The 18945-nt window shown below is 73.2% G+C and carries 16 protein-coding genes and 1 pseudogene; 12 read left to right on the top strand and 5 right to left on the bottom strand.

The genetic code is table 11. From position 1 onward, the window contains the following. Positions 1-4: 4 nt before the first annotated feature. Positions 5-1012 carry a hypothetical protein gene (locus GA0074694_RS07540; RefSeq protein WP_091454538.1) on the top strand — a complete coding sequence of 336 codons (1008 nt, stop codon included), beginning with the start codon at positions 5-7 and terminating at the stop codon, positions 1010-1012. Further along, the gene (locus GA0074694_RS07535; protein ID WP_091454535.1) at positions 1009-2316 is read left to right on the top strand and encodes an adenylosuccinate synthetase; all 1308 of its coding nucleotides are present in this window, start codon (positions 1009-1011) and stop codon (positions 2314-2316) included. The genes GA0074694_RS07540 and GA0074694_RS07535 overlap by 4 nt, the downstream gene beginning before the upstream one ends. A gap of 55 nt (positions 2317-2371) precedes the next feature. Here the strand turns inward: GA0074694_RS07535 and GA0074694_RS07530 are convergent, their stop codons facing one another. After that, the gene (locus GA0074694_RS07530; RefSeq protein WP_176737813.1) at positions 2372-3010 is read right to left on the bottom strand and encodes a TetR/AcrR family transcriptional regulator; all 639 of its coding nucleotides are present in this window, start codon (positions 3008-3010) and stop codon (positions 2372-2374) included. Positions 3011-3131: 121 nt separating this feature from the next. On the opposite strand from GA0074694_RS07530, the gene GA0074694_RS07525 reads away from it, so the two are divergent. The 5 genes and pseudogenes from GA0074694_RS07525 (at position 3132) to GA0074694_RS07510 (ending at position 8180) form a co-directional block, all read left to right on the top strand. Next, complete coding sequence (locus tag GA0074694_RS07525; protein WP_091454530.1) at positions 3132-3584, top strand: SCP2 sterol-binding domain-containing protein; 453 nt, start codon at positions 3132-3134, stop codon at positions 3582-3584. Between the two features lies 1 nt (position 3585). Then, entirely contained in the window at positions 3586-4800 is a 1215-nt protein-coding gene (locus GA0074694_RS07520) for an acyl-CoA dehydrogenase family protein (protein ID WP_091454527.1), read from the top strand. Positions 4801-5005: 205 nt separating this feature from the next. After that, positions 5006-6102, top strand: a pseudogene (locus tag GA0074694_RS07515) (AMP-binding protein); the annotation flags it as partial. A gap of 42 nt (positions 6103-6144) precedes the next feature. Beyond that, the gene (locus GA0074694_RS34100) at positions 6145-6567 is read left to right on the top strand and encodes an AMP-binding enzyme (protein ID WP_425413610.1); all 423 of its coding nucleotides are present in this window, start codon (positions 6145-6147) and stop codon (positions 6565-6567) included. Positions 6568-6638: 71 nt separating this feature from the next. Continuing rightward, on the top strand, positions 6639-8180 hold the full coding sequence (locus GA0074694_RS07510) for a N,N-dimethylformamidase beta subunit family domain-containing protein (protein WP_091454523.1): 1542 nt from the start codon (positions 6639-6641) through the stop codon (positions 8178-8180). Positions 8181-8236: 56 nt separating this feature from the next. Here GA0074694_RS07510 and purD read toward each other — a convergent pair whose 3' ends face one another. Next, complete coding sequence (purD, locus tag GA0074694_RS07505) at positions 8237-9487, bottom strand: phosphoribosylamine--glycine ligase (RefSeq protein ID WP_091454518.1); 1251 nt, start codon at positions 9485-9487, stop codon at positions 8237-8239. 212 nt (positions 9488-9699) lie between these two features. After that, complete coding sequence (locus GA0074694_RS07500; RefSeq protein WP_091458801.1) at positions 9700-10989, bottom strand: adenylosuccinate synthase; 1290 nt, start codon at positions 10987-10989, stop codon at positions 9700-9702. A 125-nt stretch (positions 10990-11114) separates the two neighbouring features. Between GA0074694_RS07500 and GA0074694_RS07495 the strand changes: the two genes are divergently transcribed. Next, positions 11115-12131: a diacylglycerol kinase catalytic domain-containing protein gene (locus GA0074694_RS07495; RefSeq protein WP_091454515.1), complete on the top strand. Its 1017-nt coding sequence runs from the start codon at positions 11115-11117 to the stop codon at positions 12129-12131. Positions 12132-12185: 54 nt separating this feature from the next. Further along, a complete protein-coding gene (locus tag GA0074694_RS07490; RefSeq protein ID WP_245714582.1) occupies positions 12186-14390 on the top strand; it encodes a MinD/ParA family ATP-binding protein in 2205 nt (734 codons plus the stop codon). Positions 14391-14479: 89 nt separating this feature from the next. Here the strand turns inward: GA0074694_RS07490 and GA0074694_RS07485 are convergent, their stop codons facing one another. After that, complete coding sequence (locus GA0074694_RS07485; protein ID WP_091454509.1) at positions 14480-14908, bottom strand: DUF3151 domain-containing protein; 429 nt, start codon at positions 14906-14908, stop codon at positions 14480-14482. 252 nt (positions 14909-15160) lie between these two features. Between GA0074694_RS07485 and GA0074694_RS07480 the strand changes: the two genes are divergently transcribed. Continuing rightward, positions 15161-16378 (top strand): LOG family protein, encoded by a 1218-nt coding sequence (locus GA0074694_RS07480; protein WP_176737812.1) that lies wholly within the window; start codon positions 15161-15163, stop codon positions 16376-16378. A 73-nt stretch (positions 16379-16451) separates the two neighbouring features. On the opposite strand, the gene fbaA is transcribed toward GA0074694_RS07480, so the two are convergent. After that, positions 16452-17477: a class II fructose-bisphosphate aldolase gene (gene fbaA, locus GA0074694_RS07475; RefSeq protein WP_091454505.1), complete on the bottom strand. Its 1026-nt coding sequence runs from the start codon at positions 17475-17477 to the stop codon at positions 16452-16454. Between the two features lie 636 nt (positions 17478-18113). Between fbaA and GA0074694_RS07465 the strand changes: the two genes are divergently transcribed. Continuing rightward, positions 18114-18326: a hypothetical protein gene (locus GA0074694_RS07465; protein WP_091454499.1), complete on the top strand. Its 213-nt coding sequence runs from the start codon at positions 18114-18116 to the stop codon at positions 18324-18326. 248 nt (positions 18327-18574) lie between these two features. Further along, positions 18575-18886: an LPXTG cell wall anchor domain-containing protein gene (locus GA0074694_RS07460; protein ID WP_091454495.1), complete on the top strand. Its 312-nt coding sequence runs from the start codon at positions 18575-18577 to the stop codon at positions 18884-18886. Positions 18887-18945 lie beyond the last annotated feature (59 nt).

The following is an 18945-nucleotide window of genomic DNA, read 5'->3' as shown; positions in this document are numbered from 1 at the left end:
TGCCATGGGCAGTGGAATCTGGTCCACCAACGTGTACGACGCCGCCAAGCAGTACCGGAAGGCCACCGGGAAGAGCGCCTTCTCCTACAGCGACAGCGGGGCCCGCACCGTGCACCCCGACCTCGACCCGCGCGGGGCCACCCGGGAGAGCCGCGACTCGGCCGAGCACCCGCAGTCGACACCCATCGCGGTGCTGTTCGACGTGACCGGCTCGATGGGGCACGTGCCGCGCACCCTCCAGGCCAAGCTGCCGCAGCTGCTCGGGCTGCTGCTGCGCCAGGGCTACGCCCGTGACCCGCAGATCATGTTCGGCGCGATCGGTGACGCCAGCTGCGACCGGGTGCCGTTGCAGGTCGGGCAGTTCGAGTCGGACAACCGGATGGACGACGACCTCGGCAAGATCGTGCTGGAGGGTGGCGGTGGCGGCCAGATGATGGAGTCGTACGAACTGGCCATGTACTTCATGGCCCGGCACACGGTCACCGACTCGTGGGAGAAGCGCGGCCGGCGCGGCTACCTCTTCATCATCGGCGACGAGCTGGCCTACGGAAAGGTCAAGAACCGCGAGGTGGCCCGGGTGATCGGTGACGGCCTGGGCGAGGACGTGCCGCTGCGGCAGGTGGTCGACGAGGTGACCCGGCGCTGGGACACCTACTACCTCCTCCCGGCCGGCAGCCACTACTCGGGCAACCGGAAGGTGCTCGACTTCTGGCGCGACCTGCTCGGGCAGAACGCCGTCGAGCTGGACGACCTGGACGCGGTCTGCGAGACCATCGCGCTCACCGTCGGCCTCGGCGAGGAGGCGATCGACCTCGACGAGGGCCTGCGCGACCTGAACCGGCACGGGTCGACGGCCACCCGGACGGTGTCGAAGGCGCTGGCCCGGGTCGGCGGTGGGCGGCGCACCGTGGTGTCGGCGCTGCCGGTGGCCACCATGCCGGTCGACCCGACCAGCGACCCTGCGCTGCCCGCCCCGCGCGGCGGCTCGACCGGAGGAGTCACCCGGCTGTGAACCACGTGATGGTGGTCGACCTCGGCTACGGGGACGCCGGCAAGGGCACCGTCGTGGACTGGCTCTGCGCGACCCGGCCGGTGCACACGGTGGTCCGGTTCAACGGGGGCGCGCAGGCGGCGCACAACGTGGTGCTCGCCGACGGCCGCCAGCACACGTTCGCGCAGTTCGGGGCGGGGACGTTCCGCCCCGGCGTACGGACCCACCTGTCCCGGCACGTGGTGGTGGACCCGTTGGCGCTGGCCGCCGAGGCCGACCACCTCACCTCGGTGGGGGTGCCGGACGCCCTCGACCGGCTCACCGTCGACGGCGAGGCGCTGCTCGCCACGCCGTACCACCGGGCCGCCAACCGGGCTCGCGAACTGGCCCGGGGAGCCGACCGGCACGGCTCCTGCGGGCTGGGGGTGGGTGAGGCCGTCGCGTACGGTCTCGCCCACCCCGACGAGGCGCCCCGGGTGGCCGACTGCCGCCGCCCGGACCTGCTGCGGCACCGGCTGACCCGGCTGCGGGACCGGCTGACCGCCGAACTCGGCCCGCTGGACGCGCCGCCGGTCTCCGACTGCCAGCCCGCGTTCACCGGGTTCGCCGCCCGGGTGGCGATCGTCGACGGGTCGTACCTGGCCGGGGTGCTGCGGGCGGGCACCTGCGTCTTCGAGGGGGCGCAGGGGGTGCTGCTGGACGAGTGGCACGGCTTCCACCCGTACACGACGTGGAGCACCACCACCTTCGCCAACGCCGAGGCGCTGCTCGCCGAGGCGGGCCTGGCCGGCACCGCCCGGCGGCTGGGCGTGCTGCGCACCGTCACCACCCGGCACGGGCCGGGTCCGCTGGTCACCGAGGACCGGACGCTGGCGCTGACCGACCCGCGCAACCCGACCAACGCGTGGCAGGGCCGCTTCCGCTTCGGCCACTTCGACGCGGTCGCCCACCGGTACGCGCTCGACGTGGCCAGCGGGGTGGACGGGCTGGTCCTCACCCATCTGGACCTGGCCGACCGGGGGCTGCGGTTCTGCCGCCGGTACGAGACCGTGGACCGGCTGCCGGCCGGTCCGCCCGGCGACCTCGACCGGCAGGCCGCGCTCACCGCCCGCCTGCTGGCCGCCCGCCCGGTGTACGACACCGCGCCGGTCGACTGGGCGGCGGCGGTCGGCGACGCACTCGGCGCCCCGGTGGTGCTCACCTCGCACGGCCCCACCGCCGAGGACAAGCGACCGGTGACGTCCTTCGGGACCGAGCGGCCGGAGGAGAAACGGCCGGTGACGCCCGCCGGGACCGAGCAGCCGGCGGTCGCGGTCGGGCGGTAGCCCGTGCCGGGTGGCGGGTCCGGCCCGCCGCCCGGTCCGGGGCCGTCCGGGGTCGTCACTCCACGGGCGGACGCCAGGTCTCGCCGCGCAGCAGCTGGTCCGCACCGAGCCAGGCGATGTTCATCATCCGGGTGGCGGTCTTCGCCGGGTCCGCCTCGGGATGGTCGGCGAGCCAGTCGGCCAGCGACTCGCTCGCGCCGACCAGGGCGTACGCGATCACCTCCAGGTCGATCTCGCGGACCTCGCGGCCCCGGGCGCGCAGGGCGTGGTCGAGCATGCCGGCGACCACCTCGACCATCCGGCTGCGCATCACGGCCAGCTCCCCGGCGAACGGCTGCTCGCCCCGCGCCTGCCGGTAGAGCACGACCCAGCCGTCCCGGTGCGCGCCGACGAATCCGAAGAACGCCCGCAGTCCCCGCCAGAGCCGCTCGTCGGCCGGCAGGTTGGGGGCGGCAGCCCCGGCGATGGCCTCGACCATGCGGGTGCCCTCCCGGTGCAGGCACGCGATGAAGAGCGCCTCCTTCGTCCCGAGGTACGCGTAGACCATCGGTTTCGAGATGCCGGCGTCCTCGGCGATCTCGTCCATGCTGGCGGCGTGGAAGCCCCGGCGGGAGAAGGCGCGGACGGCCGCGTCGAGCATCTGCTGCTCACGGACGGCCCGGGGCAGACGACGGAACGAGGGAGGGCTGGACACCTTGCGAGCATACCTACTCGTGCGTAAGGTTACGCCAGAGTAGGCAAATCTACCCGTGCGCCCCGACCCGACGCGGAACCCGCGCGGTGCGACGGGTGTCACGACGTCCGGAAGGTAACTCATGACTGACTTCGATCCGGCCACCTTCTCCTCGTACGGCCCCAAGGAGTTCGCCAAGCTCGTCAAGTCCACGCCGGACAAGAAGATCGCCGAGGTGATGTCGGGCGAGCTGCGGGGCAAGGTCCTCGACGAGGTGTTCAGCCGGATGCCGTCGCTGTTCCGCGCCGAGAAGGCGGGCTCCACCGACGCGGTGCTGCACTGGAACATCACCGGGCGTCCGGACGGCGGCTCCGACACGTACGAGGTCGTCATCTCCAACGGCGCCTGCACGGTCAACTCCACGCCGGAGCGGGAGCCGAAGCTGACCCTGACCCTCGGTCCGGTCGAGTTCCTCAAGATCGTCGCGGGTGCGGCCAACCCGGCCATGATGTTCATGACCGGCAAGCTGAAGGCCAAGGGCGACCTGGGCCTGGCTGCCAACATCCCCAACCTGTTCGACATCCCCAAGGGCTGACATGTCCGAGTTCTCGCTCGACCTGAACGAGGAACAGCGGGATCTCCGCGACTGGGTGCACGGCTTCGCCGCCGAGGTCGTGCGCCCGGCCGCGGCCGAGTGGGACGAGCGGGAGGAAACCCCGTGGCCGGTGATCCAGGAGGCGGCGAAGGTCGGCCTCTACGGCTTCGAGTTCCTCGTCACCTGCTTCGGCGACCCCACCGGCCTCTCTCTCCCGATCGCCAGCGAGGAACTCTTCTGGGGTGACGCCGGCATCGGGCTGAGCATCTTCGGCACCTCCCTCGCCGTCGCCGCCATCTACGGCTCCGGCACCCCCGACCAGCTCGTCGAGTGGGTGCCCCAGTGCTTCGGCGACCCGGAGTCCCCGGCCGTCGCCGCGTTCTGCTCCACCGAACCCGAGGCCGGCTCCGACGTCGGCGCGATGCGCACCCGGGCCACCTACGACGAGGCACGCGACGAGTGGGTGCTGCGCGGGCAGAAGGCGTACGCCACCAACGGCGGGATCGCCGGGGTGCACGTGGTCACCGCGTCGGTCGCCCCCGACCTGGGCTCGCGCGGGCAGGCCGCGTTCGTCGTACCGCCGGGCACGAAGGGGCTGCACGCCACCCGCAAGCTGCGCAAGCTCGGCCTGCGCGCGTCGCACACCGCCGACGTCTTCCTCGACGAGGTACGCGTACCCGGCCACTGCCTGCTCGGCGGACGGGAGGCACTGTCGACGCGCCTCGACCGCGCCCGTGCCGGCCAACGCGCCTCCGGCCAGGCCGCGATGCGTACCTTCGAGCTGTCCCGGCCGACGGTCGGCGCGCAGGCGATCGGGGTGGCCCGCGCCGCCTACGAGTACGCCCTGGACTACGCGAGGACCCGGATCCAGTTCGGTCGGCCGATCATCGAGAACCAGGCGGTCGCGTTCGCGCTGGCCGACATGAAGATGGAGATCGACGCGGCCCGGCTGCTGGTGTGGCGGGCGTCCTGGATGGGACGCAACGAGAAACCGTTCGCCGCCGGGGAGGGCTCGATGTCCAAGCTGAAGGCGGGCGAGGTGGCCGTCGCGGTCACCGAGAAGGCGGTGCAGCTGCTCGGCGGGGCCGGGTTCCTCCGCGACCACCCGGTCGAACGCTGGTACCGGGACGCCAAGATCTACACCATCTTCGAGGGGACGTCGGAGATCCAGCGGCTGGTGATCGCCCGCGCCATCTCCGGTATGCAGGTGCGCTGACCACCTGCGGACGTGGGCGGGGCGGGGCGGTTTGGTGGTAGCAGGGGACCCCTCCTCATCACAATGCGGTAGCAGGGGACCCCTGCTACCACCCGGCCCGGGGCGGCAGCACCACGGCAGCGCACCGCACACCACGGCAGCACCACGCACCGCACGGCGGAAGGCAGCACAGCGCAGGGCGGAGCAGCGTCGGCAGGAAGCCGGGATGGGACTGCCGTTCGTCATCGCCACGCTGGCTCGGCGGGGCTTGCTCGCGCCCGGCGGCCCGGTCCGGGTCGCCGCCCAGCTCAACGCGCTGCGCCGGTGGGGTTTCAGCCTCGCCGGCGAGCTGCGCCAGGCCGCCGCCCGGAACCCGGACCGAACCGCGGTCGTCGACGAGCACGGCACGTGCACCAGCTACGCGACTCTGCTCGACCGGTCCGAGCGACTGGCCCGGGGGCTGCGGTCGGGGCTCGGGGTGCGCGGCGGGGACCGGGTAGGGTGCTCTGCCGCAACCATTCCGGTCTGGTCGAGACCATGGTGGCGACCACCCTGCTCGGCGCGGACGCCGTCCTGGTCAACACCGGGCTCTCCGCCGGCCAGCTGGCCACCGTCGCCGAGGATCAGCGGCTGCGGGTGCTGGTGCACGGCACCGAGTTCGCCGACCGGGTCCTCGGCCTCCCCGCCGGGGTGCGGCGGGTCGACGAACGGGGACACGCGGACCTGGTCACCGGGGCGATGCCGGGCGCCCTCGTCCCGCCGGTCCGGGGCGGGCGGACCATCGTGTTGACCTCGGGCACCACCGGCACGCCGAAGGGGGCCCGGCGGCCCACCCCGAACGGCTCAGGGCCGCTGGTGTCGATCATCGACCGGATCCCGCTGCGGGTCCACGACCGCGTCATGATCGCCGCGCCGCTCTTCCACACCTGGGGGTACGCCGCCCTCCAGGTCTCCTTCGCGCTGCGCGCCACCATCGTGCTGCACCGCCGGTTCGACCCGGCCGCGGCGGTGGCCGCCCTCGGCGGGCAGCACTGCGACGCGCTGTTCGCCGTACCGGTGATGCTGCAACGGCTGCTGGAGGTCCCGCCGCCCCGGCCCCGCCCGCCGCTGCGGGTGGTGGCGGTGAGCGGCTCGGCGCTGCCCGGCGCGCTGTCCCACGCCTTCATGGACGCCTACGGCGACGTCCTCTACAACCTGTACGGCTCCACCGAGGTCTCCTGGGCCTCCATCGCCACCCCCGCCGACCTGCGCGCCCACCCGAACACGGCGGGCCGGCCGCCGCACGGCACCCGGGTCGCGGTCGTCGACGCCGCCGGTCGTCCGCTGCCGCCGGGCCGGGTCGGGCGGATCCTCGTCGGCAACGAGATGCTCTTCGAGGGGTACACCTCCGGCGCGGGCCGCGAGCGACACGACGGCCTGCTCGACACCGGCGACCTGGGACGGCTCGACGCCGACGGGCGGCTCTTCGTCGACGGCCGCGCCGACGACATGATCGTCTCGGGTGGAGAGAACGTCTTCCCTTCCGAGGTGGAGGATCTGCTCGCCCGCCTCCCCCAGGTACGCGAGGTCGCGGTGATCGGTGTCCCCGACGACGGGTACGGGCAGCGCCTCGCCGCCTTCCTCGCCCTGCACCCCGGCGAGCACCTCGACCCGGAGGCGGTACGCGAGCACGTCCGGCAGCACCTCGCCCGATTCTCCGTCCCCCGGGACGTGAGATTCGTCGCGGCGCTGCCCCGAAACGCCACCGGGAAGGTCGTGACCAGGGAACTTCGTTGTCATCTCGACTGATGGCCGGAATGCCTCGTCCACAGTGATAGGTTCGGTCGCCTCCCTCCCCCATCCGGTGTCCAGGAGCTGCCATGGCAGGAGTTCGCCGCCGTCGTGCCCTCGGTCTGCTCGCCCTCGGCGCGTCCGCGGCGACCGCTGGCGTCCTCTGGCCGACGGCGGCCAGCGACCGGCGGGTCGTCCCCAGCCGGTTCGGCACCGTCGCGCCACTCCACAGCCGTTCCGCCGCGCCCCCCACCGGTCCCGTCCCGGTCGTCCGGGAGAACCAGGCCCCCGGCCACACCTGGCCGCCCGTCGAGAGCCGGCAACCGGCGGTCGACGACCGCCGTCGGCAGATCCAGGGGTACGCCTCGGCGACCAGCGTCGCCCACGGGGAGACCATCGACTTCCACGTCGCGGTCGACCCGGCCGGGCCGTACCGGATCACGATCGTCCGACTCGGCTGGTACGGCGGGGCCGGTGCCCGGGAGCTGCTGACCAGCCCCGAGCTGACCGGCGGGCCGCAACCGGTGCCCACCGCCGACCCACGGACCGGGGCGCTGGTCTGCCGCTGGCCGGTCTCCTGGACGCTGCGGGTCCCCGACGACTGGACCTCCGGGCTCTACCAGGCGATCTTCACCTCGGCCGAGGGCTGGTCCGGGTACGCGCCCCTCGTGGTACGCGACGACCGCCGCGCCGCCGCGCTCTGCGTGGTGGTGCCGTTCACCACGTACCAGGCGTACAACCAGTGGCCGATGGACGGCACGAACGGCCGGAGCCTCTACTACGGCTACCGCGACGGGTTACTGGACTACGGGCGGCGCGCCTTCGACGTCTCCTACGACCGTCCGTACGCGGATAACGGCTGGCCCAAGCACCTCGACCGGGACCACGACTTCGTCCGCTGGGCGGAACAGCGGGGCTACGACCTGTCGTACGCCACCACCGAGGACCTGCACAGCGGGCGGCTCGACCCGACCCGGCACCGGGGTGTCGTGTTCTGCGGCCACGACGAGTACTGGTCGAGGCCGATGCGGGTCGCGGCGGAACGCGCGGTGGCGGCCGGCACCAGCCTGGCCTTCCTCGCCGCCAACAGCGTCTACTGGCACATCCGGCTGAAGCCCTCCGCCGACGGGCGACCCGACCGGCTGGTCACCTGCTACAAGACGGACCCGGACCCGGAGGTGGACGCCGCCGGTCCGACGACCCAGTGGCGCACCGTCACCCCGGACGGCAGCGACGCCGAGCAGGGCCTGCTCGGAATCCAGTACAACGGCATCGTCTCCACCCCGCAGCCGCTGGTGGTCGCCTCGGCCGGGCACTGGTTCTGGGCCGGCACCGGGGTGGCCGACGGCGACCGGATCCCCGGACTGGTCGGCGGGGAGGCCGACGGTGTCGTCTCCCGGCACCCGAGACCCGGGGGCACCGGGGTCACCCTCGGCACCGCCGGGTACCAGACCAGGTACAAGCAGCGGCGGATCCAGAAGACCCACCTCTACGAGACGTCGCAGGGTGGCGTGGTCTTCGCCGCCGGGACGCTGTTCTGGACGATGGCGCTGAACCGTGCCGGGCACCGCGACGAGCGGGTCGAGCGGGCCACCGCCAACCTGCTGGACCGGATGGCCCGCTCCCGGTGAACCGGTCGGGATGGCCGCGCGCCACCCCGCGTCCGGTGGGGCGCCGCCCGCTCAGCTCAGGCCGGCAGGCTGACGGCTCCGCGCACCGCCGCGTCGGCGATGTCCCGCCGGTGGTGCGAGCCGGCCAGCTCCACGCCCGAGACCAGCGCGTACGCGGCGTCCCGCGCGGCGGCCAGGTCCGGGCCGGTGGCGGTGGCGCAGAGGACCCGGCCACCGGCGGAGACCAACGCGCCGTCGGCGGCCCGGCGAGCGGTGCCGGCATGGATGACGCCCGGACGCTCCGCGCCGGTGATCACGTCACCGGTGCGGGGCGTGCCGGGGTAGTTGGCGGCGGCCAGCACCACGGTCACCGCGGCCCCGTCGCGCCAACGCAGCGGCGGGTGTGCGGCGAGCGAGCCGGTCGCCGCCGCGTGCAGCAGCCCGCCGAGCGGCGACTCCAGCAGGGCGAGCACCACCTGGGTCTCCGGGTCGCCGAACCGGGCGTTGAACTCGATCACCCGGGGGCCGGCGGCGGTGATCGCCAGGCCGACATAGAGCAGACCGGCGAACGGGGTGCCCCGGCGGCGCATCTCCGCCAGCGTCGGGTGCACGACCTCCCGCATCACCTGGTCGACCAGGTCGGACGGGGTCCAGGGCAACGGCGCGTAGGCACCCATGCCTCCGGTGTTGGGGCCGGTGTCGCCGTCGCCGACCCGCTTGAAGTCCTGTGCCGGCAGCAGCGGCACCGCCGCCTCGCCGTCGGTCACCACGAACAGCGACACCTCGGGTCCGGCAAGGTACTCCTCGACCACCACCCGGCCGCACTCGGCGGCGTGGGCCAGCGCGGCGGTCCGGTCGTCGGTCACCACGACACCCTTGCCGGCGGCGAGCCCGTCGTTCTTCACCACGTACGGCGGCCCGAACTCATCCAACGCCCGGGCGGTGCCCGCCTCGTCGGTGCAGGTGTACGCGCGGGCGGTGGGCACCCCGGCGGCGGTCATCACGTCCTTGGCGAACGCCTTCGACCCCTCCAGCCGGGCGGCCTCGGCGGACGGCCCGAAGCAGGCGACCCCCTTGGCGCGGACCGCATCGGCGACCCCGGCGACCAGGGGCGCCTCCGGCCCGATCACCACCAGGTCGACGCCCTCCTCGACGGCCAGCCCGGCCACCGCCGCCGGATCCGCGGTGTCGACCTGCCGAAGCTCGGCCACACCCGCGATGCCCGGATTGCCCGGTGCCGCGATCAGCCGCTCGACGGACGGATCAGCCGCCAACCCGAGCGCCAACGCGTGTTCCCGCCCACCCGATCCCACAAGAAGTACCCGCACGGGCCCCGATCCTACCGACCCCCGGACCGACATTCGTTGATCATGGAGTCGGCCGGGATGCGGATCTCAGTTCCGGCCGCTGCCCACACCCTGTGGACAACCCGCCCCGCCCTGTGGACAACGCCCCCACCCCGCCCGGTCGACAAGGACTGTGGCGGGGCGGTGGCCTCCCCGTCGCCCTCCCGATCCGGGCGGGCGAGCAGGGCCGAAGGTCAGGGGAGGAGGGGGTGGCGGTGGACGTTCTCCTCGCGACCGGGGCCGACGCCGACCACGCTGACCCGGGTGCCGCAGAGTTCCTCGATCCGGGCGATGTACCGGCGGGCGTTCTCCGGCAGCTCGTCCTCGGTCCGGGCCTTGGTGATGTCCTCCCACCAGCCGTCGAGCTCCTCGTAGACGGGAGTCGCGTGGTGGAAGTCGGTCTGCGTCATCGGCATGTCGTCGTACCGCTTGCCGTTGATGTCGTACCCGACGCAGATCGGCACCTTCGGCAGGCCGGTGAGCACGTCCAGCTTGGTGACGACCAGGTCGGTGACCCCGTTGAGACGGCAGGCGTAGCGGGCGACGACCGCGTCGAACCAGCCGCACCGGCGCTCCCGGCCGGTGGTGGTGCCGTACTCGTGGCCGACCTTGCGCAGGTGCTGGCCGTTGTCGTCGAAGAGTTCGGTCGGGAACGGCCCGGAGCCGACCCGGGTGGTGTACGCCTTGCTCACCGCGATCACCTTGGTGATGGCGGTCGGCGGGATGCCCGCGCCCACGCACGCCCCGCCGGCCGTCGGGTTCGACGAGGTCACGAAGGGGTAGGTGCCGTGGTCCATGTCGAGCATGGTGGCCTGGGCACCCTCCAGCAGCACCGTCTCGCCCCGGTCCAGGGCGTCCCAGAGCATCACCCGGGTCTCGGCGATGTACGGGCGCAGCCGCTCGGCGTAGGCGAGGTACTCCTCGACGGTGGCCTCGACGTCGATCGCCTTGCGGTTGTAGACCTTGAACAGGATCTGGTTCTTCTCGCGCAGCGCCAACTCGAGCTTCTTGTGCAGGATGCCCGGGTCCAGCAGGTCCTGGAGGCGGATGCCCATCCGGGCGACCTTGTCGCCGTACGCCGGGCCGATGCCCCGGCCGGTGGTGCCGATCCGGGACGAGCCGAGGTACCGCTCGACCACCCGGTCCAACGCCCGGTGGTGCGGCATGATCAGGTGCGCGTCACCGGAGATCCGCAGGCGGGAGACGTCGACGCCCCGCTCGGCCAGCCCGTCGATCTCGGCGAGCAGGACCTTCGGGTCGACCACCACGCCGTTGCCGATCACGATCATCGCGCTCGGGGAGAGCGCTCCGCTCGGCATCAGGTGCAGGGCGTACTTCTGGCCGTCGGGCGTGATCACCGTGTGCCCGGCGTTGTTGCCGCCGGAGTACCGCACGACGTAGTCGACCCGCTCACCCAGCAGGTCGGTAACCTTGCCCTTGCCCTCGTCGCCCCACTGAGCACCGAGGAGCACGATCGCTGGCATCTTCACCGCCTCCAGGGGGCTCGGGTGCCAGGTGGCGACCGCGTGGCGAGCCCGAGGTGTCAGGCTAACAAGTGGTGGAGGCGCAGCCGGCAGGGGCTGCGTGACGAGGTAGGAGGCCCTCTTCCGTGTACGACGTGGTGCTGCTCACCCTCGGCTCGGAGCGCGACGCCGCCGGTGCGTGCGGTAGCGGTGGCGGCTGCTGCGGCACCGGCGGGAAGACCAGTGCCGAACCGGCCGAACACTGCGCGCCGGAGGCCGCCGAGCGCTGCGACACACCGCGCGTACCGGTGCTGGCCTGCGCGGACGCGCTGACCGAGCGGGGTGCCCGGACGGAGGCGGTCACCGCCCGGTCGGACGCGGAGATCGACGAGGTGCTGGCCCGGCTCGACGCCCCGGCCCGGCCCGACGGTCTCACCTGGCCCGACCCGGACTCGAAGACCCGGGTGATCGTCGCCACTGCCAGCGACGCCCAGTTGCGCGCCGTCGTGCGCCGGCTCGTCCGCCGGTACGCCCCACCGCCCAGCCGCCGCCCCGCCGACCTGGCCGGCAACCGTACGGTGCCGGACCTGCCCCCGATCGGTGTCCTGCCGCTCGATCCGGCCCGGGCCACGGGGCAGCGTGACCTCGCGGCGCGGCTCGGGCTGCCCCGGGACCCGGCGGCGGTGGCGGTCGCGGTGCTGGACGGCACGGTGCGCCGCCTCGACCTGCTGCGCAACGACGGCGGTTCGGTGACCCTGGACGGGGCGCTGCTGGGTGCCTCGGACTTCTCCGGCCGGCCGCTCTACTGGCGGGGGCGGGTGGAGGTGGACGACGCCGTCCTCACCTCGGGCGACGACCCCCTGCTGGCCTGCGCGATCGGCAACGCCGGCGGGTACGCCCGACTCGACGGTCTCCCCCTGCTCACCGATCCGGACCCGGCCGACGGCGTGGTCGAGGTGGCGGTGGCCGTTCCCGTGGTGGCCCGCAGCCTGTTGGGCCGGAAGCGGGTCCGGTTCGAGGTACGCCGGGCCCGGGGCCGGGCGGTCGCCGTCGTGCCCCGCGACGAGCGGGTCCCGTACCTCGACGACGGCGTCGAGGGTGAGTTGAACCGCAAGCGGTCGTGGTGGACCGAGCCGGCAGCGTGGGCGGTCTACACGGCCTGATCACCCGGTTCGGCACCGGACGGGCGACTTCCAGGGCCTATCCTCGGCAGGAGGATGGGGGGAGGAACCGTGGTGCACGAGAACGCCGACCGGGTCCGTCTACCGGTTCAGCAGGGCAGACCGGTACCCGAACGGGACATCGAACCGCTGTGGCCGCCGGATACGGTACGGCCCGACGCCGACCCCGTGGCCGGTACTCCCGACCGGCACTGGGCGCCGCCGGAGGTACCGGCGACAGAGGTCCCGGTCTCCGGTGGACCGGTTCCCCGTCCGGAGTCCCGGCCGACGAACGGCGACGCCGCCGTGGTGGACGACCTGACGATCTGGGCACCGGACGGACATCCCGGCCGGCCACCGGCCCAGGCGTCGACCGCCACCCCGCTCGGCACGGCTCCGCCCGACGGCGCTCCGGTCGACGCCGCTCCGCCCGACGCCGCACCGGTCGACGCCGCACCGGTCGACGCCGCTCCGGGTGCGGCCACCGACGACAACCACGTCGACACGCCCCGCCCGACGGGCGGGTCACGGCCGCATGCGGACTCGCCGTGGGCCCACCCGCCACAGCGGACGCACGGCACACCGGTCGAGTCCGTCCCGCCGCCGGTGCCCCGTCAGCAGCCGGCCGGAAGCGACGGTGTCCCGGGCTGGTACCCGTTGCCCGCGCCCCCGACGAGCGGCGACCCGGCCGTCGACGCCCCGGCCGAACCCGACGACGCCCCGTCGACGGCCGGTGAAGGTCCGGCGGCGGGCAGCGCTCCGCCGCCCGTCGACCACCTTCGCGGCCTCCAGACGTCGCCGCGCGGTGAAGGCCCGGCAGCGGACGACGCTCCGCCGCCCGCCCATCCGCCGACGGCCGAGGCGGTGGGACCGGTGGACACCGGGCCGCCGGCCGGCGGTGTCGGGCCGGCTACCGCCACGACCTGGGCCACCATGCAGGCCAGCCCGCCGGGCGGGGCATACCCGGGCCACGGTGGTTCCACCTCCACGCCGCCCGGTGGCGCGTCTCCGGCCGGTGGTACGCCTCCGGCCGGCTGGGCACCGCTGCCGGCCGCGCCGGTGCCGGGCTGGCCGACGAGCGGCGGTTGGGCCACGGCCTCCTCGCCCGAGCCGACGGCACCGGGAACGCCGGACCCACAGTGGGACGCGGGGCAGCCCCGGACCGGCCTCCCGTACCCGGCCACCGACCAGCCCGGCGCGACCGCGCAGTACCCGGCCCCCGGCCAGTCCGGGCAGTACCCGACCCCCGGCGGGACCGGGGCGGAGGCCGCTCCGCCCCGGGTGCCGACAGCACCCGCGAGCTACTCGGAACCGCTCTGGTCCGACGGCGCGACACCGACCGCCGAGGACTTCGCCCGGCGACGGCAGGCCCGGCCCGCCGACCCGGTGGCGACCATGGGCGTACGGGCCGTGCTGAACCGGACGACCCTGGGCCTGGTCAAGCTGCCGCCGGGCCGGCACGAGCAGGAGGTCAAGCACGACATCGAGATGGTCCGCCGCAACTTCGGCGGCCTCCGTCAGGTGACCGTGGTCAACCCGAAGGGCGGTGCCGGCAAGACGGTGGCGATCCTGCTGCTCGCGATGACCTTCGGTCAGAAGCGCGGCGGTTACGTCCTGGCCTGGGACAACAACGAGACCCAGGGCACCCTGGGGATGCGGGCCCAGCAGGACTTCCACGCCCGGACGGTCCGGGACATGCTCCGTGACCTCGGCCAGTTCCAGGGCGCGCACGGGCGGGTCGGCGACCTGTCGCAGTACGTCCGTTCCCAGGGCGAGGGGATGTTCGACGTGCTCGCCTCGGACGAGTCGGCGACCGGCGGTGAGATGCTGACCGCCTCGGCGTTCGCCGAGATCCGGGACGTGGTGAGCCGGTTCTACAAGCTGATCTTCGTGGACACCGGGAACAACGTCCGGGCGCAGAACTGGCAGGCCGCGATGGACGCCACCGACCAACTGGTGGTCACCATGTCCGCCCGGAACGACTCGGCGGAGACCGCCGCGCGGATGCTCGACCACCTGGAGCAGAGCGGGCGGCAGCGGCTGGTCCGGCAGGCGGTGACGGTGGTGTCGATGCCGCCGTCCCGGAAGGAGATCGACCTGCCGGCGATCCAGGAGCACTTCGCCGCCCGGACCAGGGCGGTGCTGCTCGCGCCGTACGAGCGGTTGATCGACACCGGCGAGCCGATCCGGTACGGGCAGCTCTCCTCGGCGACCCGGGACGCCTGGCTCAAGATCGCAGCCGCGGTCGCCGAAGGTCTCTGAGCATCGACGCTCCAGCTCCACCCGCCCCGGGTGGCTGCAGGGGTCCCCTGCTACTCAAAAAGCGGTAGCAGGGGTCCCCTGCTACCACCTCAGTCGCTGGCGAGGGCGTCCCCGGCGGCCGGGTCGCAGTCGCGGAGGAACTGGGCGCAGCGGGCTGCCTCGTCCGCCTCGCCGATCTCGTCGGCCGCCCGGGAGAGCACGTACAGGCAGCGCAGGAAGCCCCGGTTCGGCTCGTGCGACCACGGCACCGGGCCGTGCCCTCGCCAGCCGTTACGACGGAGCTGGTCCAGCCCCCGGTGGTACCCGGTTCGGGCGAACGCGTACGCCGGGACGACCTGGCCCTGCGCGAGCGCCCGGGTGGCCAGCGTGGCCCAGCCGGCGCTGAAGGTCGGGAAGCGGGCGGCCACCTCGGCGTACGCCTCGTCGGTGTCCGCCTCGGCAGCGGCAGCCAGTGCGGCCTCGGCCTCGTCGTGGACGGGCAGGAGCGTGGCTGGCGGCTCAGGCAAGAGGTTCTGCATCGCCCCATTCAACCCGCTTCGGGAGATCGGCCCGCGAGGGGGTCCGCCCAGGGTCGTCGGCGCAACGGCTGAGCCCTGGCCACGCCTGTGGCCAATGTCAACCAGTGTTCACCTCGACTACGAATGATGTTCCGGAGCCTCCCCAGGAACCGGTTTCACGAGAGCCCGGTGGCCCTGGTCGCCGGGCTCTCGCCGGTGCGGGTGACGGCACCGGTGGTTTGGCCGGTTGACCGGGCTGGGCAGGATGATCGCGTGCCGACCCCACCACCCGCGGACGTCATCGAGCCGCACACCGCCCCCGACGAGATCGAGACCCGCACCGCCTTCGACCAACGGCTCGCCACCGGCAGCCTGGCCGGGCTCACCGTGCAGGGACTTCGTCTCGATCTGTCCCCCGTCCCCGATCTGACCGGCACCGACGTCGCCGGAACGCTCTTCGTCGGCTGCCGGTTCGCCTCCCGCGAGGTCGGCGCGGACCTGGTCCGGCGCGGCGCGAACGTGGTCCCGCCCTTCTCCGGGCTGCCCTACCCGACCCAGCCGTCGCACCTCTACACCCCGGAGGAACTGGCCGCCGGCTTCGCCGAGGGTGGCTTCGCCGGCATGTACGACACCCGGGTGTACGAGCACTTCCGGGCGCACGGCGGCGCGCTGCCGGACGTGAAGGAGGCGCTCGGCCAGCGGCTGCACGACCACGGCGTGGACAACGCGCTGGCCGACGCGACCCGCGCCTGGCTCGCCACGCACGGGCCGCAGTCGGTGGTGGGCGTCATGGGCGGACACGCGGTGGCGCGCGGCAGCGTGCCGTACCGGATGGCGGCGATGCTCGGCTGGGAGCTGGCGCGGGTCGACCGGTTGATCGTCACCGGCGGCGGGCCGGGGGTGATGGAAGCGGCGAACCTCGGCGCCTTCCTCGCCTCCCACCCGGCGGAGGCGCTGGCGGCGGCGATCGACCTGCTCGCCACCGCACCGGACTTCACCGACCACGACCGGTACACGGCGGTGGCGCTCGAGGTGCGCCAGCGGTTCGCACCGGCCGAGACGCTGCCCCGCTCACCCGGCGAACTCTCCAGCCTGGACTGGGCCCGCACCGGTGGGCTGGCCATCCCCACCTGGCTGTACGGGCACGAGCCGGCGAACCTCTTCGCCGGGAAGATCGCCAAGTACTTCTCGAACGCGATCCGGGAGGACACCATCCTCCGGCTGGCGCGGGGCGGGATCGTCTTCGCGCCCGGCCGGGCCGGCACCGTGCAGGAGGTCTTCCAGGCGGCGACGAAGACGTTCTACGGCACCGACGGGGCCAGCGGCGCGTACGTCTTCCTGGACCGGGAGTACTGGACCCGGGAGCTGCCGGTGGAGTCGTTGCTGCGTCCGCTGCTGGCCGCGTCGCCGTTCGGGGACCTCTCCGGCACCGTCCACCTCACCGACGACGTCGCCGAGGCGGCGCGCGCGCTGATCGGCGCTCCCGCCTGAGGTGTGAGCAGGGGCCCCTTGTTACTCAAAAATGAGTAACAAGGGGCCCCTGCTACCACCACAACCAGCTGGACTACCTGGCGAGCGTGGTGCCCGTCGAGCGGAGGTGCTCGCAGGCCTCGACCACCCGGGCGGCCATGCCGGCCTCGGCGGCCTTGCCCCAGACCCGCGGGTCGTAGAGCTTCTTGTTGCCGACCTCGCCGTCGACCTTCAGGACGCCGTCGTAGTTGCGGAACATGTGGTCCGCGACCGGGCGGGTGAAGGTGTACTGCGTGTCGGTGTCGATGTTCATCTTGACCACGCCGTAGTCGAGCGCCTCGCGGATCTCCGAGAGCAGCGAGCCGGAGCCACCGTGGAACACCAGGCTGAGCGGCTTCTCCTTGCCGTACTTGGCGCCGACCGCCTCCTGGATGTTCTTCAGCACCTCGGGACGGAGCTTCACGTTGCCCGGCTTGTAGACGCCGTGCACGTTGCCGAAGGTCAGGGCCGCCATGTAGCGGCCCTTCTCGCCGAGGCCGAGCGCCTCGACCATGGCCAGGCCGTCCTCGACGGTGGTGTAGAGCTTGTCGTTGATCGCGTTCTCGACGCCGTCCTCCTCGCCGCCGACCACGCCGACCTCGATCTCCAGGACGATCTTGCCCTCGGCCGCCCGGTCGAGCAGCTCGGCAGCGATCTCCAGGTTCTCCGCGACGGGCACGGCCGAGCCGTCCCACATGTGCGACTGGAACAGCGGGTCCTCGCCCCGGGCAACCCGCTCCTTGGAGATCGCCATCAACGGCCGGACGAACTTGTCCAGCTTCTCCTTGGGGCAGTGATCGGTGTGCAGGGCGATGTTGACCGGGTAGTTCTTCGCCACCTCACGGGCGTACGCGGCGAACGCGGCGGCGCCGGTGACCATGTCCTTGATCGTCGGGCCGGAGAGGTACTCGGCACCACCGGTCGAGACCTGGATGATGCCGTCGCTCTCGGCGTCGGCGAAGCCCTTCAGGGCGGCGTTGAGGGTCTGCGAGGACGTGACGTTGATGGCGGGGTACGCGTACCGCCCGGCCTTCGCGCGGTCCAGCATCTCCGCGTAGACCTCAGGGGAAGCGATGGGCATGTCAAACGCTCCTTAACTACCGCTCTCGGCCGTGCCGGCCGACTGTCTTCCATGGCTGCGAGACCGCGCTGTCCTCCGCGGGCAGTATCCCGTAGAAGCGCCACGCGGGCACAACCGACCCGGAACGCGCCCGGATGGTCGGATCGGCACCGCCCCCGCCGGTCCGTCCACCGCGCCCGGACGACGATGCTGATCAGCCGGCTGACCACCGCCACGACCGATCGCTTTCAGAGGGTTGGTCAGAACCGTCCAACCGGAACGACCGGCCGGACCGGCTGGCGATCCCGTCGGCGGTCCGCCCCGGCCGGCCACCCACCTCGACGCCGGACGCCGCCAGGGTGGCGGCCCGGAGCGCCGTGCTGGTGACCAGGCGGATCCGGGAGCCCACGGTCCCATCCTGGCACCGGGCGTCGGCCCCGGGTGGGCCAATCCGCCGACTCGCCCGCCGGGTCGGCGGCGGCCGGGACGCACGCGCTGGCCGCTCCCGGACGGTCACCGGATGTGTCGCCGGACGGGAGTGGAGCGGCGGGGAATTCGGTCGGGTGTCAGGGACGGGTCGTTTGGGGCCGCTCGCCGGTGGGCAGAAGTGACAAGCCGTACGGTGTGAGAGAGCCGGCACGACGCGAAGGAGGGACGATGGGTCAGCCCGACGAGGAGTTCGCCCCCGGCGACCACCTCACCCCCGACGAGCGGGATCCCGAGGCCACACCCGCCGACGCGGTGGAGCAGGCCACGGCGGTCACCCCGGACGACGGTGACACCGAACCGCACCGTGGCCTGGAGGTCGCCGACTGGGACGCGGTGGAGCAGTCCCGGGTCGTCGCGGTCGACGAGGACGACTACCGCTGAGCCACGCCGGGTCACCGGCGCTCGGCGGGACGTCTCCGGCGCTCGGCGCGACGCCGGGCCGGCCGGAACCTGTCCGGCCACCGTCCCGCGTATCCCGAACAGGGCACCGTGCTCCCGGACCGGCCGGAACGAAGCGGTGAGCTCGTTCGTCCGATTGGCTCGATCCACTCCCGCAGGACTGTGTGGCGCTCCCGTGGGCCCTTAGGCTCCACACGCTCCACCGGTACCCCACGGGAGGAAACCCTCACATGCTCAACCCGCACGCCCGGCGTCTGCTCGCCGGGCTCGGGGTGGTGGCTGCGCTCGTCGCGACCCCCGCCAGCCCCGCGTCGGCCGACCTGTCCGACGTCAAGATCGACTTTTACTTTCCCGACGTGACCGCCACCGTCCTGGTGAACGCAGCCGGCGGCGGAGGCGGCGGTACGGGTGACGGCGACGGCGGCCTGCCCGTCACCGGTGTCCAGACCGGCCTGATCGTCGGCGTCGGCGGGCTCCTGCTCGCACTGGGCGTGGGCGGCTTCGTGCTGTCCCGTCGTCGGCGGACCCGCTTCGTCGCCTGATCTCCCGACGCACCACCGGTGCCCCGCCGACCCGGTCCGGGCCGGCGGGGCACCGTCGT

The sequence above is a fragment of the Micromonospora inyonensis genome, from assembly GCF_900091415.1.
Lineage (GTDB): Bacteria > Actinomycetota > Actinomycetes > Mycobacteriales > Micromonosporaceae > Micromonospora > Micromonospora inyonensis.
The sequence above is the reverse complement of the archived record's forward strand: the minus strand, read 5'-3'. Positions and strand labels throughout refer to the sequence as shown.

Coding starts and splice junctions, on each gene's coding strand:
- GA0074694_RS07540 (WP_091454538.1), top strand. CDS start 5: ATGGGCAGTGGAATCTGGTCCACCAACGTGTACGACGCCGCCAAGCAG.
- GA0074694_RS07525 (WP_091454530.1), top strand. CDS start 3,132: ATGACTGACTTCGATCCGGCCACCTTCTCCTCGTACGGCCCCAAGGAG.
- GA0074694_RS07520 (WP_091454527.1), top strand. CDS start 3,586: ATGTCCGAGTTCTCGCTCGACCTGAACGAGGAACAGCGGGATCTCCGC.
- GA0074694_RS34100 (WP_425413610.1), top strand. CDS start 6,145: ATGCTCTTCGAGGGGTACACCTCCGGCGCGGGCCGCGAGCGACACGAC.
- GA0074694_RS07510 (WP_091454523.1), top strand. CDS start 6,639: ATGGCAGGAGTTCGCCGCCGTCGTGCCCTCGGTCTGCTCGCCCTCGGC.
- GA0074694_RS07500 (WP_091458801.1), bottom strand. CDS start 10,989: ATGCCAGCGATCGTGCTCCTCGGTGCTCAGTGGGGCGACGAGGGCAAG.
- GA0074694_RS07490 (WP_245714582.1), top strand. CDS start 12,186: ATGGGGGGAGGAACCGTGGTGCACGAGAACGCCGACCGGGTCCGTCTA.
- GA0074694_RS07485 (WP_091454509.1), bottom strand. CDS start 14,908: ATGCAGAACCTCTTGCCTGAGCCGCCAGCCACGCTCCTGCCCGTCCAC.
- fbaA (WP_091454505.1), bottom strand. CDS start 17,477: ATGCCCATCGCTTCCCCTGAGGTCTACGCGGAGATGCTGGACCGCGCG.
- GA0074694_RS07465 (WP_091454499.1), top strand. CDS start 18,114: ATGGGTCAGCCCGACGAGGAGTTCGCCCCCGGCGACCACCTCACCCCC.
- GA0074694_RS07460 (WP_091454495.1), top strand. CDS start 18,575: ATGCTCAACCCGCACGCCCGGCGTCTGCTCGCCGGGCTCGGGGTGGTG.